The organism is Nonomuraea rubra (genome assembly GCF_014207985.1).
GTDB lineage: Bacteria > Actinomycetota > Actinomycetes > Streptosporangiales > Streptosporangiaceae > Nonomuraea > Nonomuraea rubra.
Map to the genome: position 1 here is coordinate 10,364,603 of NZ_JACHMI010000001.1, position 14,983 is coordinate 10,379,585.

Consider the following 14,983-nt stretch of genomic DNA (forward strand, 5'->3'; position numbering starts at 1 on the left):
CCCTAGCGTGGCCTCATGCTCATCACACGTCATGCCGAAGCCGAGGCGGTGCTCTCCGACACGAGGTACGTGCCGCCACCCGTACGCCAGGACGGCGAGGAAGGGACGCTGGCCTGGCTGCGTGCCCGCGTGTCCCGGTTCAGCACCGGCGAGACGCACACGCGGCGGCGCCGGGAGCTGGCCGAGCTGCTGGGCGGGCTGGACCCCGCCGGGCTGCGATCGGCCGCCGAGGCGCTGACCAGGCAGCGGGGCGGCGACTGGCGTGGGGTGCCGACGGCCGTGCTCGGAGCCGCGCTGGGAGTCGAGGACACCGGTGCGGTGCCCGCCGCCGCGGCCGGCTACCTGTCGGGCGAGGAGAGCCCGCAGGCCGACGCCGCCGTGGCCGAGCTGCTGAAGCAGACCGGCATCCCGGTGATCACGCTGCTGCTCCAGGCGCACGCCGCCACGGAGGGGCTCATCGAGAACGCGCTGGAGCACGCCACGCCGGATCAGGACATCGACGCGCTGCTGCGCGAGACGCTCAGGCGGGACCCGCCGCTCAAGGCCACCCGCCGGCTGGACACGCACACCGGCGGCGAGGTGACGATCGACCTGGTCGCCGCCAACCGCGACCCCGCCGCGTACGATCCCGCGCTCGGCCACGTTCCGCACCTGACCTTCGGCCACGGCGTACGCCCCTGCCCCGCCCCCGAGCACGCGCTCGCGCTGGCGGCCGGCGTACTGGAGGGACTGCTGAAATGAACTTCCGCGACCTGCACCGCGCGGGCGACCCGCTGCTGCTGCCCAACGCCTGGGACTACGGCTCCGCGGCCTGCCTGGCCGCGCACGGCTTCCCCGCGATCGGCACGACCAGCCTCGGCGTGGCAGCCGTGCACGGCAGACCTGACGCGGCCGGCGCCACCAGGGCCGAGACGATCGAGCTGGCGGAGGCGATCAGCGGCCTGGGCGTCCTGGTGACGGTGGACCTCGAAGGCGGCTTCAGCGACGACCCCGCCGAGGTGGGCGAGCTGGTGGCGGGCCTGGCCGCGCTGGGCGTGGCGGGCGTCAACCTGGAGGACGGCCGCCCGGACGGCACGCTGCGGCCGATCGAGCTGCAGCAGCGGATCATCGAGGCCGCCACGGGGCACGGGGTGTTCGTCAACGCGCGCACGGACACGTACTGGCTGGGGGACGGCGCGGGCACCTACGAGCGGGTGGACGCCTACGGGCACGCCGACGGCGTCTTCGTGCCGGGGCTGAGCGACCTGGACGAGATCGCGAAGGTGGCGGCGAGCACGCCGCTGCCGCTCAACGTGCTCCACCAGCAGGGCGGGCCCGGCCTGGCCCGGCTGGCCGAGGCCGGGGTGGCCAGGGTGAGCACCGGGTCGCTGCTCTACCGGGCCGCGCTGGCGGCGGCGCTGGGCACGGCGCTCTCCGCTCGCGGCGAGCAGGCCCCGCCGATCCCGACATATACCGAGATCGTCGCCTGGTTGCCGCGATAATCGAGGTATGCGCTTCCAGATCCTCGGGCCCACGAACGTGCTGGGCGAGGACGGCGAGCCGGTCACGCTCGGCGGCCCCCGCGTCCGTGCCCTGCTGACGCTGCTCGCCCTGCACGCCGGCCGCGTCGTCGGCGCGGAGCAGCTCGTGGACGGCATGTACGGCCACCGTCCCCCCGAGGGCGTGGCCAACGCGCTGCAGTCGCAGGTGTCCCGGCTGCGGCGGGCGCTGGGGCGGGATCTGGTGGAGTTCCACCCGGCCGGGTACCGGCTGGTCGCCGACCCGGGGGACGTGGACGCGCGCAGGTTCGAGCTGCTGACCTCCGAGGGCCGGCAGGCGCTGGCCGGCGGCGACCCCGCGCGGGCGGCTGCGCTGCTGCGCGAGGGGCTGGAGCTGTGGCGGGGGGCGCCGCTCGCCGACGCCCCGCACGCCGAGGCCGCCGCGGCAGCCCTGGAGGAGCTGCGGCTGGCCGCCACGGAGGACCGCGCGCAGGCGGAGCTCGACCTCGGCCGGCACCGGGAGCTGGTGGCCGAGCTGAGCCAGCTCACGGCCGCGCACCCGCTGCGCGAGCGGCTGCGCGCCCAGCTCATGCGGGCCCTGTACGGCAGCGGGCGGCAGGCGGAGGCGCTGACCGTCTACGAGGAGACCAGGAAGCTGCTGGACGAGGAGCTGGGCATCGAGCCCGGCGCCGAGCTCGCCGCCGCCCACCTGGCCGTCCTCAGAGCCGACCCCGCCCTCGGCCCCACCCACCCACCCGCCCTCACCACCACGCACCCGCCCACGCCCCCACCCACCTCCGGCGGCAGCTACCCGCCCGCCCCGCCGGCCGCGCTCGGAGGCGCGCATCCCGCAGCGCCCGGCGCGGCGCAGTCGACGGCGCCCGGCAGCGCATATCCGCCCGCGCTCAGAGCCGCGCACCCGGCCGCGCCCGGCCCCACACATCCTGCTGCGCCCGGCGCCGGGCTCGGGGACGGGGTGGGGGCGCAGGGGGTGGGTGGGCAGGCGGCGAGGCAGGGGCTGCGGGCGCAGCTCACCAGCTTCGTGGGCCGTGCCGAGGAGCTGGCGCAGGTCGGGGCGAGGCTCAGGGACAGCAGGCTCGTGACGCTGATCGGCCCCGGCGGCGCGGGCAAGACCAGGCTGGCCATCGAGACGGCCGCGCAGGAGCCGGGCGACGTGTGCTTCGTGCCGCTCGCCCCCGTCTCCGACGGCGACGGCGTGCCGCAGGCCGTGCTGGCCGCCCTCGGCATCCGCGACGCCGTCCTGCTCATCCACGAGCGCCCCACCCTGGACCCCGAGGCCAGGCTCGTCGCCGCGCTGGCCGGCCGCGAGCTGCTGCTGGTCCTGGACAACTGCGAGCACCTGGTGTCGGCCACCGCCGAGCTGGCCGACCACCTGCTGGCCGCCTGCCCCGACCTGCGCGTGCTGGTGACGGGCCGGGAGGCGCTGGGCATCACGGGCGAGTCGATCCTGCCCGTGGCGCCGCTGCGGCTGCCGCCGACCGAGACGGACGAGCCTCTCGGCTACCCCTCGGTGCGGCTGTTCGCCGACCGCGCCGCCGCCGTGCGGCCCGGCTTCGCGGTGGACGCGGGCAACGCCGGGCATGTCGTCCGCATCTGCCGGGCCCTCGACGGGCTGCCGCTGGCCATCGAGCTGGCGGCGGCCCGGCTGCGTACGCTGTCGGTCGCCGACGTCGCGGCCCGGCTCGACGACCGGTTCAGGCTGCTGACCCGCGGCAGCCGTACGGCGCTGCCCCGCCACCAGACGCTGCACGCGGTCGTGGCCTGGAGCTGGGACCTGCTGGACGAGGACGAGCAGGTGATGGCCAGGCGGCTGAGCACGTTCGTGGCCGGGGCGCGGCCGGAGGTGGCCGAGCGGGTGTGCGGGCTGCCGGAGGAGGTGCTGTTCTCGCTGGCGGAGAAGTCGCTGGTGGAGTTCGCGGACGGCCGGTTCAGGATGCTGGAGACGATCCGGGCGTTCTGCGCGGAACGGCTGGAGGAGTCGGGCGAGGCGGCCACGACCCGCGACGCGCACGCCCGCTACTACCTGGATCTGCTGCGGACGGCCGACCCGCTGCTGCGTACCGGCGCGCAGATGGAGTGGCTGGCCAGGCTCGACGAGGAGAGCGGCGACCTCGACGCGGCCGTGCGCTGGGCTACCGAGAGCGGGCAGTTCGAGCTGGGCGTGCGGCTGCTGGCTCACAGTGCCTGCTACTGGTGGATGCGCGGCCACCGCACCGCGAGCGCGAACCTGGCGGCCGCCCTGCTGGCCGCGCTGGGCGAGCGGCGCCTGCCCGGGCTCGAGGAGGAGTACGGCATGTGCGTGCTCGTCATGGCCTGGGCGGGAGGCATGGACGAGCCGCTGCGCACGCGGCTGGCCGAGGTGCGGCGGCTGCTGCCCATCGACTACGTGCCGGTGCGGGTCGAGTTCATGATGATGCTGCTGTCGATGTTCACCGGGCCGCCCACGGACTTCGGGGAGATGCAGCAGTTCTACATGGACGCGGTCAGCGGCCTGTCGCCGTGGAAGCAGGCGCTGGCCTACTGCGGCCATGCGTTCGTCCTGCAGGTACTCGGCCGGATCGACGAGGCGCTGGACCGTTTCGAGCAGAGTCTGGCCGGGTTCAGGGCCATCGGCGAGCGGTGGGGCATGGTGCTGGTGCTGTCCGGCCTCGGGGCTCTGCGCCAGAAGCAGGGTGACTACCGGGCCGCGCTCGCGCTCGCCGACGAGGTGCTCGCGCTGGCGCGGGAGCTGGGCTCGGCCACGGAGACCGCCGAGGGGCTGTGCCGCCGCGGTGACGCGCGGAGTTTCCTGAGCGGCGTCCAGGACGCGCGGGCTGACTATGCGGAGGCGGCCGAACTGTCGCGCCGCAACGGCTCCATGGAGACCCTGGCCTGGGCGCTGCTCGGGCTGGGCCTGGTCGAGATGGAGCGTGGCGACCTGGACGCGGCCCGAGCGCTGCTGGTCGAGGCCCGCGAGGTGTGCCCCGGCAACTGGTACAGCACCGAGGAGACCCGCGCCCGCATCGACGCCGCCCTGGCGGAGATCGGCAACCCGATCGGCGGCCCGCTCACCGGGCCCGTCAGCGAACGGTAGGCCCGCCGTCAGCCGCCCTGACCAGAGTGTGCGGCATGAAGAACAAATGGGCCTGCCTGGCGATCGCCTGCCTGGCCACGCTGCTGCTGTCCCTCGATCTCACGGTCCTGCACCTCGCCCTGCCCCGGCTGGTGGCCGACCTCGGCGCGACCTCCACGCAACTGCTGTGGATCGGCGACATGTACGGCTTCGCGCTGGCCGGCCTGCTCGTCACCATGGGCAACCTCGGCGACCGCATCGGCCGCAAGCGCCTGCTCCTGATCGGCGCCGTCGCGTTCGGCGCGGCCTCGGCGGTCACCGCGTACGCGCCGACCCCCGAGCTGCTGATCGCGGCCAGGGCGCTGCTGGGCGTGGCCGGCGCCACCATCATGCCCTCGACGTTGTCGATCATCAGGAACGTGTTCACCGAGCCCGGCGAGCGCACGGCGGCCATCGGCATCTGGAGCGGGATGAGCGCGGCGGGCTTCGCCGTCGGCCCCGTGGTCGGGGGCCTGCTGCTGGACCACTTCTGGTGGGGCTCGGTCTTCCTGATCAACGTGCCGATCATGGCGCTGGTGCTGGTAGGCGGCATCCTGGTGCTGCCGGAGTCGCGCAACCCGCACGCAGGCAGGATCGACCTGCTCAGCGTGGTGTTGTCGTTCGCCGGCATCGTGACCGCCATCTACGCCATCAAGGAGGCGGCACACCAGGGCGCCGGGCACGCGGACGTGGTGGCGGCGGGCGTGGCGGGGGTCGTGCTGCTGGCGCTGTTCGTGTGGCGGCAGACCAGGCTCGCCGATCCGCTCATCGACGTGCGGCTCTTCGCGCGCCGCGCCTTCACCGCCTCGATCCTGACGAACCTGCTGGCGATCTTCGCGATGTCGGCCATGATGCTGATGTTCGCCTGGTACCTGCAGCTCGTGCTCGGCTGGTCGCCGCTGCAGGCGGGGCTCGCGCAGCTACCGGGCGGGCTGAGCGGCGCGGTGGGCGGCGTGCTGGCCGCCAAGCTCATCCGGTACCTCGGCAGGAACGGCGTGGTCGCGCTGGGCCTGGCCATGAACGCGCTCTCGTTCGCCTTCTACGCCACGCTCGGCACCGAGCTGAACTACCTGACGCTGCTGCCCGTCATGGTGATAGGCGGCATGGGGGTCGGCTTCGCCTTCACCGTCAACAACGACAACGTGCTCGCCACGGCGCCGCGGCAGCGTGCGGGGGCCGCCGCCGCGGTGTCGGAGACCGCGTTCGAGCTGGGCGGCGCGCTCGGCATCGCGATCCTGGGCACGGTGCTGACCAGCGCCTACCGGGCCGGCTTGGAGGTGCCCGCCGGGGTCCCGGCCGAGGCGGCCAGGGAGTCGATCGCCGGCGCGCTGAACCTGGCCGCCGCACTCCCCGCGGAGCAGGCGGACCAGCTCGTACGGGCCGCGCAGGTGGCCTTCGTCGAAGGGGTGCACGTGACCTCGATCGTCACGGCGAGCCTGCTGGCCGTGGTGGCGGTCCTCGCGCTGGTGGGCCTGCGCGGCGTGCCGAAGGAAATCCCGGAGGAGGTGCTGGCCGGCGCGCACTAGGTCACGCGATGGGGTTCGTCGGGCAGGGGCGGGTTCTCGTCGGGGAGAGACCGTCGAGGCGGTGGCCGATCATCCGGGCGATGCCCTCGATGGTCTGGATGCCCGTCCCCTCGCCCGGCTGCCGGTCGGTCTGCACCGACAGCAGGAGGTCGCGCCCCGGCCCCACGACGCGGCCGTAGCTGGTCACGGCCCACGTGTTGGCGATGAACGGCCGCGGCGTCCACCCGTTCTTCAGCGCCACCCGGTCCCCCGGCCTGGCGGCGGCGCTGACGCCCCACGCCTGGTCCTTCTGCACCCGTTCCATCAGCCCGAGCACCATCCCGCGATCGCCGGAGGTCAGCCCCCTGCCACCCTTGATCAGCACCTTCAGCAGGCGGATGCGGTCGGCGGGGCTGGTGCTGGTGCCGCCCCAGTACTTGCTGGGCCCCGGCGTGGTCTCCTTCAGCCCGATCCGGCGGTAGAAGTCGCTCATGGCCCCGCCGCCGCCGATCCGCGACCACAACACGTCGGCGGCGCTGTTGTCGCTCTCCCTGATCATGCGGTTGGCCAGGTCCCGCTCTCCCTCGTCGAGGCGGGAGTCGCGGCCGGCCAGCAGCGCGGCGAGGATGTCGACCTTGGCGCCGCTGGCGGTGATCATGTCGTGCTCGTGCTCCCCCTGCCCCAGCCGGACCCCGGTCACCAGGTCCAGGGCGCCGTAGACGATCCGGCCCGGCCGGTCGCGCATGTACTGGGCGAGGTCCCGTTCGAGCCGCGCCCGGGCGGTGTTGCCCGCCCGGATGTCACGAAATTTCAGGACACAGCGTGCGACCTTGACCGGCGCCTCCACCGCGGCGGGCACCACCGGCGCCTTCCCGGCCCCGCAGCCGGCCGCGACCGCCAGCCCGAGCCAGGCCATCCACTTCCCACGCACGCACGACCCCCCGTGATCTCGTCGGGGGTCGTACGGATGATGCCCGGCCGGGCGGCCCTGCCCATCCCGCCAGGCGGTTTCCTGGCGAGACCTTCAGCACCACCTTGCCCGGGGCCGGGCTCAGAGGTGCTCGCCCAGGAAGTCCGCGGTCGCGTCCACGGCCTGCGTGACGTACGGCTCGCGGTCGTAGAGGTCGATGTGCTGCTTGGCGTCCACCCAGACGATCTTCTTCGGCTGGTCGAGCCGCTTGAACACCTCCTCGGCCCCTTCCGGCGGGCAGAACCGGTCCACCAGCCCGTGCACGATCAGCGCCGGCTTCGGCGACAGGAAGTCGCTGCCCGTCATGTTGTCCATGGTGAGCAGCTCCAGCACGCTGGCCCTGGTCACCTCGTTCGACCAGTGCGGGGACGCGCCGCGCTCGCCGCCGTAGTACGCGTACGGCTCGTCGCCGGGCATCGCGGCCTCGCCCTGCTCGGCGACCGCCGGCAGGTACTCGACCGGCCCGCCCAGGTCCTGCCGCTCCAGCACGTCCAGGTAGGGCGCCAGGTCCGCGCCGCGCATCGCGTAGGGATTGTTGTACGCCCCGGCGATCGCCGCGAACGCCTTCACCCGGGGGTCGAAGGCGGCGAACTTGAGCGCGTATCCCCCGCCGAGGCAGATCCCCACCGCCCCGATCCGTTCACGGTCCACCTCGGGCCGCGACCGCAGGAACGACACCGCCGCCCGCAGGTCGTGCAGCTTGCCCTGCGGGTCCTCGTGGCGGCGCGGCCGCCCTTCCGACTCGCCCCAGTTGCGGTGGTCGAAGGCCAGCGTGGCATAGCCCCGCTCGGCCAGCCGGGCCGCGTACAGGCCCGTGACCTGGTCACGCACTCCGGTGAACGGCCCGGTGAACACCAGCGCGGGCCACGGCCCCACGCCGTCCGGCACCCGCAGGTCGCCGGCCAGCGTGAGGCCGTCAGCCGTGAATTCCACTCTCATACGCACAGGCTACGAGTCGAACCCGAGGCCCATGCGATCGAGCGCGCGCAGCCACAGGTTGCGCCGGCCCTGGTGCTGGTCGGCCTGCGCGATCGACCAGCGGGTGAACTGGATCACCCCCGACCGCACCGGCTCGGGCGGGAACGGCATCGGCTTCTCCTTCACCATGCGCAGCTCGGTGCGGTCGGTGGGCTTGCCCGACAGCAGGTCCAGCATGACGTTCGCGCCGAACCGGGTGGCGCCGACGCCCATGCCGGTGTAGCCGGCGGCGTAGACGAGCCGGCCGCCGTGCGCCTGCCCGTAGAAGGCGCTGAACCGGCTGCACGTGTCGATCACGCCACCCCACCTGTGGGTGAACCGCACCCCGTCGAGCTGCGGGAAGGTGTCGTAGAAGTGCCGCGCGAGCTTGACGAACGTCTCGTCGCGCTGGTCGTACTCCGGCTTGACCAGGCCCCCGTTGTAGTAGACGGCGTCGTAGCCGCCCCACAGGATCCGGTTGTCGTCGGTCAGCCGGTAGTAGTGGAACTGGTTGCCCGAGTCTCCCACGCCCTGCCGGTTGCGCCAGCCCACCGCGTCGAGCTGGGCCTCGGTCAGGGGCTCGGTCATCAGCACGTAGTCGTACACCGGGACCACGAAGTGCTTCAGCCGCCGCAGCAGCGGCGGGAAGACCCCGGTGCCCAGTGCCACCTGGCGCGCGCCCACCGTGCCGTGCGGCGTGCGCAGGGTGATCGTCGTGCCGTCGTCGGCCATCGAGCGGACCGGGGTGCGCTCGTGGACGCGTACGCCGAGCCGCAGGCACGCGTCCCGCAGCCCCCACACCAGCCGGGCCGGGTCCAGCATGGCGCAGCCGCTGCGCTCCCAGAGCCCGCCGAGGTAGGTGGGCGAGTTCACCTCGGCCCGCACCTGCTCCCGGTCCAGCGGCAGGTAGTCGAGGCCGAGGTCGGAGATCAGGTCGAGGTGTTCGTTGAGGCCGTCGAGCTGCCACTCCTCGGTGGCCACGTGCAGCTCGCCGGTGCGTTCGAACGAGCAGTCGACGCCGTAGCGCTCCAGCGTGCGCTCGATCTCGTCGAGGTTCTCGACGCCCATGCGTTCGAGCCGGTCGATCTCCTCGGGCCACCGCTCCAGCCCGTTGGCCAGGCCGTGGGTGAGGGTCGCCATGCAGAAGCCGCCGTTGCGGCCGGTGGCCGCCCAGCCGATCCTGCGGCCCTCCAGCAGGACGACGTCCAGCGAGGGGTCGCGCTCCTTGGCCATCAGGGCCGTCCAGAGCCCCGAGAAGCCGCCGCCGACGACGACCAGGTCGGCGGTGGTGTGTCCGAAGAGCCGCGGTTGCGGCTCGGGTCTGGCCGGGCTGTCCAGCCAGTACGGCTTGCGCTCCGCGTCAGCCAGCGCCTTCAGCGGATCCACAAATCCCACTTCCCTTACGAAAGTCTCAGTATTGAAATTGCGGGACGAATGAGGTGTCACGCGCGGGTTCCCCCCGCCGGAATCCGATCTCGCCTCCCTGTTCTTGGCCAAGGTGAAACCCCTCCGCGACCTGCGGAGGGGGATCCGGAAGAATGCTCTCAGCTACGGCGGCGCGCCGCGACCGCGTTGCCCACGGCGATCAGCACCCCGATGCAGAAGATCAGCGTACCCATGACGTTGACCTGCGGCGGGATGCCGGTCTTCACCGCGCCGACGATCCACAGCGGGAAGGTGACGGTCGAGCCGTTGACGAAGCTGGTCACCACGTAGTCGTCGATGGACAGCGCGAACGCCAGCATGCCGCCCGCCATCACGCCCGGCAGGATCGCCGGCAGCGTCACCTGCCTGAACGTGCCCCACGCCGTCGCGCCCAGGTCCCTGGCGGCCTCCTCCAGGGAGGGGTCGAGCGTGACGACCCGCGCCCGGACCGTGACCACGACGAACGACAGCGAGAACAGCACGTGCGAGATGATGATCGTGTTGGCGTCGCGCGGCACGTTGCCGGAGACGAACAGCGACAGCAGCGACGCCCCCATGACCAGCTCGGGCGTCGAGATGGCGGCGAAGACCAGGAAGTTCGTCGCTCCCTGGCCGCGGAAGCGGTGCCTGCCGAGCGCGAGCCCGAGCATGGTGCCGATCACCACGGTGATGACCGTGCTGACCAGGGCGATCACCAGCGAGTTGCGCAGCGCCACGGTGAGGTCGGAGATGTCGAACAGCTCGGCGTACCAGCGCAGGGTGAAGCCCTGCCAGGTGGTGTTGGACTTGCTCTGCTTGTCGTTGAAGCCGAACAGGATCATCACGGCGATCGGCGACGACAGCCAGATGACGACCAGCCAGGTGTAGAGGTGCAGCAGCCGGTCGCCGGCCCGCGCGCCCCTCATCGGGCCGCCGCCTCTAGCACGTTCTCGGTCCCGAGTGCCCGCGCGTAGATGAAGATGCCCACCAGCAGCACCGCCATCAGCGTGAACGACAGCGCCGAGGCCGTCGGGTAGTCGAGGTTGGTCAGGTACTCGGTCTGGATGATGTTGCCGATCATCGTGTTGGAGGTGCCGCCGAGGATGGCCGCGTTGATCGGGTCGGCCGTGGCGGGCACGAACGTCATCAGCACCCCGGCGAACACCCCCGGCAGCGACAGCGGCAGCACCACCCGCCTGAAGGCCGCCACCTTCGTCGCGTACAGGTCCTGGGCCGCCTCGACCACCCGCGGGTCCACCCGCTCCAGCGCCACGTAGATCGGCAGGATCATGAACGGCAGGAAGTTGTAGGTCAGCCCGCCCACCACCGCGAACGTCGTGGCCAGCACGTGGAAGTCCTCGGGCAGCAGCCCCCAGCCCTTCAGCGTGCCGAACAGGATGCCGTTGTCCGACAGCAGGAAGTTCCACGAGATCGTGCGCAGCACGAACGAGACGAAGAACGGCAGCAGGAGCAGGAACAGGTACATCGACTTGCGGGCGCCGGCCTTGAAGGCGATGAAGTACGCCACCGGGTACCCGATCAGCAGCATGGCCACGGTGGCGAGCCCGCCGTAGAGCAGCGACCGGAGGAGCTGGGTGCTGTAGCGGCCGAGCGCGTCGGTGTAGTTGGAGAAGCTGAACGTCATGGCGAAGCCGTCGATGGCGTTGCCCGTCTGCAGCGACACCGACGCCATCGCCACCATGGGCACGACCAGGAAGATCGCCAGCCACATCCAGCTCGGCAACGCGAGCAGGTAGGGGGTGAGCCGCCGCATCGGTTACGCCTGGGTGATGGACTGGAAGATCGGGTTGAACACCTGCTCCTGCTGGGTGGTGAGCTGGGTGTAGCTGCGCAGCTTGGCGTAGTCGGCCTCGGAGGGGAACATGAGCGCGCTGTTGACCATGTCCTCCAGCGCCTTCTTGTCCTCGCCCTTGGCCGCCGCGGCCTTCTCGCGCAGCAGGTCCTGCACGGCGGGGACCGGGGTGACGTACTGGATGTACTCGTCCAGCTCGGCGGCCACGGCGGGCTGGTAGAGGTAGTCCATCAGCATGAGGGCGTCCACCGGGTTGGCCGCGCCCTTGGGGATGAGCATGTTGTCGGTCCAGATCGTGCCGCCCTCGGCCGGCACGACGAACTTGACCGGCTCGCCGGCGAGCTGCCGCTGGAACACGTCGCCGGACCAGGCCATGGTCAGCCAGACGTCGCCCTTCGACACGGCGTCGATATACGACTGATCATAATATTTCCGCACAATTCCGGCGTCGCGCTGGGCCTTCAGCTTCTCGCCGGCCTTGTTCCAGTCCGCCTCGGTGGACTTCTCCGGGTCGATGCCCAGCGCGATCATGCCGAAGTTGGCGATCTCCTGGGCGTCGGCCATCATGCCGACCCGCCCCTTGTACTTGGGGTCGAACAGCGACTCGATGCTGGTGATCTCGTCCTTGACGTACTTGGTGTTGTACGCGATGCCCGTCACCCCGGAGGTGTACGGCACCGTGTACTTGTTGCCCGGGTCGTACGAGCGCTCCTTGTACTTCTGGCCCGCGTTGGCCTGGAAGTTCGGCAGCTTGGACTGGTCGAGCGGCACCGCGTAGCCCAGCTCGATCATGTGCTGGAGCTGGATGCCGTTCGTCATGACGACGATGTCGTAGCCCAGCGACTGGCCGGCGCGCAGCACGGGGTCGGCCTTGCCGAAGAACTCGGCGTTCTCCTGGATGACCTCCTTGTACTCGTACGCGATGCCGGTGTCCTGCTTGAACTTCTCCAGCGGGCCCTTGTCCTCGGGCATGTACTCGGGCCAGTTGGCGAAGACGACCTTGCCGTTCTTCTTCTGCTTGGCCCAGTAGTCGGCGACGGCGTCGGCCTTCGGCGGCGCCGCCTTCTGCCCCTGCACGCCGCAGGCGGCCAGGGCGAGCCCGGCGGCGGAGTAACCGGCCAGGCGGAAGACGTCACGACGGGTGCGGGGCTGCGTCATTCCACGCATGAAGGGGTTCATGGGGTGCTATCAACTTCCAATCACGTACGAGTGCTGCGCCTGCCACGACAGCCAGACGGAGTCGCCCCGCTCCGCCGTCGCCGTGGCGTCGTGCGCGTTCTGCTGGAACACGGTGACCTCGGCCCCGTCAGCGAGCCCCACCGCATAGCTGTTATACGTGCCCAGATACACCACTTCGGCCACGGTGCCGCGCACGGCGCTCAGCCCCTGGGCGGGCTCCTCCGTGCCGATGGTGATCTTCTCGGGCCGCACGGTGACCGTCACGTCGCCGTCGTGGCCGGGCACCAGTACCCTGCCGCCGCCGACCTTCAGCTCGCCGCCGGTCGCGGCGCCGGCGAGCAGGTTGGAGGTGCCGATGAAGCCGGCCACGAAGGCCGTGGCGGGCCGTTCGTAGATCTCGCGCGGGCCGGCGAGCTGCTCGACCACGCCGTCGTTCATGACGGCGATGCGGTCGCTCATGGTCAGCGCCTCGCTCTGGTCGTGCGTGACGTACACGAAGGTGATGCCGACCTCGCGCTGGATGCGCTTGAGCTCGATCTGCATGGCCTGGCGCAGCTTGAGGTCGAGCGCGCCGAGCGGCTCGTCGAGCAGCAGCGCGCGCGGCCGGTTGACCAGCGCCCTGGCCAGGGCCACGCGCTGCTGCTGGCCGCCGGAGAGCTGGCGCGGCATGCGCCTGCCCCGGTCGGCGAGGTCGACGATCTCCAGCATCTCGCCGACCCGCCGGTCGATCTCCGCCTTCGGCGTCCCGCGCTGCTTGAGCCCGAACGCCACGTTGTCCCTGACGCTCATGTGCGGGAAGAGCGCGTAGGACTGGAAGACCATGTTGACGTCGCGCTTGTTCGGCGGGACGTTCGTGACGTCCTGGCCGTAGAGCTTCACCAGGCCCTTGGTGGGCGCCTCGAAGCCCGCGATCATCCTCATGGTCGTGGTCTTGCCGCAGCCTGACGGGCCGAGGAGGGAGAAGAACTCGCCCTCCTCGATGGCCAGCGTCACGCCCTTGACTGCCTGGACGACCTCGCCATGCGAGTGATACTCCTTGACGACGTCCGCAAGCTCAATCGCACTCAGCCCGGTCATTTCCAGGTTCGTTCCTTGCCGCTATTCGCCGATGTAGTGCATGACGTGCTTGACCCTGGTGTAGTCGTGCAGACCGAACACCGACAGGTCCTTGCCGTATCCCGAGTGCTTGAAGCCGCCGTGCGGCATCTCCGAGACGAACGGGATGTGCGTGTTGACCCAGACCACGCCGAAGTCGAGCCGGTTCGACATGCGCATGGCGCGGCCGTGGTCGGAGGTCCAGACCGAGCCGCTCAGGCCGTACTTGACGTCGTTGGCCTTGGCCAGGGCGTCGGCCTCGTCGGTGAACGTCTGGACGGTGATCACGGGGCCGAAGACCTCGTTCTGCACCATCTCGTCGTCCTGGCGCAGCCCGTCCACGACGGTCGGGGCGAAGAAGTAGCCCTGGTCGCCGACGCGGTGACCGCCCGTGAGGACCTTGGCGTGCCCGGGGACCCGGTCGATGAAGCCCTGGACCCTGGCGAGCTGGTTCTCGTTGTTGAGCGGGCCGTAGAGCGCGTCCTCGTTGCTCAGGTCGCCGGTGACGGTGCCGGCGGCGGCCTCGGTGAGCGCGGCCACGAACTCGTCGTGCACGCTCTCGTGCACGAGCACCCGGCAGGCGGCCGTGCAGTCCTGGCCGGCGTTGTAGAGGCCGGCGGTGGCGATGTCCCCGGCGGCCTTGCGCAGGTCCTTGACGTCCTCGAAGACCACGACCGGCGCCTTGCCGCCGAGCTCCAGGTGCACGCGCTTGAGGTCGTCGGCGGCGCTCTTGGCCACCGACATGCCCGCGCCGACCGAGCCGGTGATGGCCACCATGGCGGCGGTCGGGTGGCTGACCACCATGGCGCCGCTCTCGCGGTCGCCGGTGACGACGTTGAAGACGCCCGCGGGCAGCACCTCGCCGAGGATCTCGGCCAGCTTCAGCGTGGAGACCGGGGTGGTGTCGGACGGCTTGAGCACGATCGTGTTGCCGGCCGCCAGCGCCGGGGCGATCTTCCAGACCGCCATCATCATCGGGTAGTTCCACGGCGTCACCTGGCCGACGACGCCGATCGGCTCGTGCCTGATGACGCTGGTGTGCTCGGCCAGGAACTCGCCGGCCGTGGGGCCCTCCAGCGTGCGCGCCGCGCCCGCGAAGAAGCGGAAGTGGTCGGCGGCGACCGGCGTCTCGTCCTCGGCCATGCGGGCCCGGGGCTTGCCGGTGTTGCGGCACTCGGCCTCGTTGATCTCATCGGCCCGGGCGTCGATCGCGTCGGCGACCTTGAGCAGCAGGTTGGCCCGCTCGCCCGGGGTGGTCCTGCCCCACGATTCGAACGCGGCGGCCGCGGCGGCGAAGGCGGCGTCGATGTCCTCCTGACCCGAGACGGGAGCCTGGACATAGGCCTCACCCGTGCACGGATCGATAATGTCGGAGAATCGGCCGCTCTTGGCGTCCACGAACTCACCGTTGATGTAGTTCTGCAGACGGGTGGTCATTCGCCCTCCTTCGTCGGTCGCATGACCATGGTG

The 14,983-nt window shown here is 71.4% G+C and carries 12 protein-coding genes; 4 read left to right on the plus strand and 8 right to left on the minus strand.

The features are described 5' to 3' along the window. Nucleotides 1–15 precede the first annotated feature (15 nt). The 4 genes from HD593_RS47160 to HD593_RS47175 are packed head-to-tail and all read left to right on the plus strand — an operon-like array spanning nt 16 to nt 6,116. On the plus strand, nt 16–741 hold the full coding sequence (locus HD593_RS47160; protein WP_185109414.1) for a cytochrome P450 family protein: 726 nt from the start codon (nt 16–18) through the stop codon (nt 739–741). Then, nucleotides 738–1,481 (plus strand): isocitrate lyase/PEP mutase family protein, encoded by a 744-nt coding sequence (locus HD593_RS47165; protein ID WP_185109415.1) that lies wholly within the window; start codon nt 738–740, stop codon nt 1,479–1,481. Before HD593_RS47160 ends, HD593_RS47165 begins: the two co-directional genes overlap by 4 nt. Before the next feature lie 7 nt (nt 1,482–1,488). Beyond that, nucleotides 1,489–4,572 carry an AfsR/SARP family transcriptional regulator gene (locus HD593_RS47170; protein ID WP_246547104.1) on the plus strand — a complete coding sequence of 1,028 codons (3,084 nt, stop codon included), beginning with the start codon at nt 1,489–1,491 and terminating at the stop codon, nt 4,570–4,572. A gap of 35 nt (nt 4,573–4,607) precedes the next feature. Then, entirely contained in the window at nt 4,608–6,116 is a 1,509-nt protein-coding gene (locus tag HD593_RS47175; RefSeq protein WP_185109416.1) for a DHA2 family efflux MFS transporter permease subunit, read from the plus strand. Nucleotide 6,117: 1 nt separating this feature from the next. On the opposite strand, the gene HD593_RS62740 is transcribed toward HD593_RS47175, so the two are convergent. The 8 genes from HD593_RS62740 to HD593_RS47215 form a co-directional block, all read right to left on the minus strand. Then, complete coding sequence (locus HD593_RS62740) at nt 6,118–7,026, minus strand: serine hydrolase (protein WP_185109417.1); 909 nt, start codon at nt 7,024–7,026, stop codon at nt 6,118–6,120. Between the two features lie 120 nt (nt 7,027–7,146). Continuing rightward, a complete protein-coding gene (locus tag HD593_RS47185) occupies nt 7,147–8,004 on the minus strand; it encodes an alpha/beta hydrolase (RefSeq protein ID WP_221525333.1) in 858 nt (285 codons plus the stop codon). Nucleotides 8,005–8,013: 9 nt separating this feature from the next. Next, nucleotides 8,014–9,408 (minus strand): NAD(P)/FAD-dependent oxidoreductase, encoded by a 1,395-nt coding sequence (locus tag HD593_RS47190; protein ID WP_185109419.1) that lies wholly within the window; start codon nt 9,406–9,408, stop codon nt 8,014–8,016. 158 nt (nt 9,409–9,566) lie between these two features. Beyond that, the gene (locus tag HD593_RS47195; protein WP_185109420.1) at nt 9,567–10,352 is read right to left on the minus strand and encodes an ABC transporter permease; all 786 of its coding nucleotides are present in this window, start codon (nt 10,350–10,352) and stop codon (nt 9,567–9,569) included. Further along, on the minus strand, nt 10,349–11,200 hold the full coding sequence (locus HD593_RS47200) for an ABC transporter permease (RefSeq protein ID WP_185109421.1): 852 nt from the start codon (nt 11,198–11,200) through the stop codon (nt 10,349–10,351). The genes HD593_RS47195 and HD593_RS47200 overlap by 4 nt, the downstream gene beginning before the upstream one ends. Nucleotides 11,201–11,203: 3 nt before the next feature. After that, a complete protein-coding gene (locus tag HD593_RS47205) occupies nt 11,204–12,406 on the minus strand; it encodes a polyamine ABC transporter substrate-binding protein (protein WP_246547106.1) in 1,203 nt (400 codons plus the stop codon). Between the two features lie 21 nt (nt 12,407–12,427). Next, a complete protein-coding gene (locus tag HD593_RS47210) occupies nt 12,428–13,495 on the minus strand; it encodes an ABC transporter ATP-binding protein (RefSeq protein WP_185109423.1) in 1,068 nt (355 codons plus the stop codon). 21 nt (nt 13,496–13,516) lie between these two features. Next, nucleotides 13,517–14,950: a gamma-aminobutyraldehyde dehydrogenase gene (locus HD593_RS47215; protein WP_185109424.1), complete on the minus strand. Its 1,434-nt coding sequence runs from the start codon at nt 14,948–14,950 to the stop codon at nt 13,517–13,519. Nucleotides 14,951–14,983: the final 33 nt, after the last annotated feature.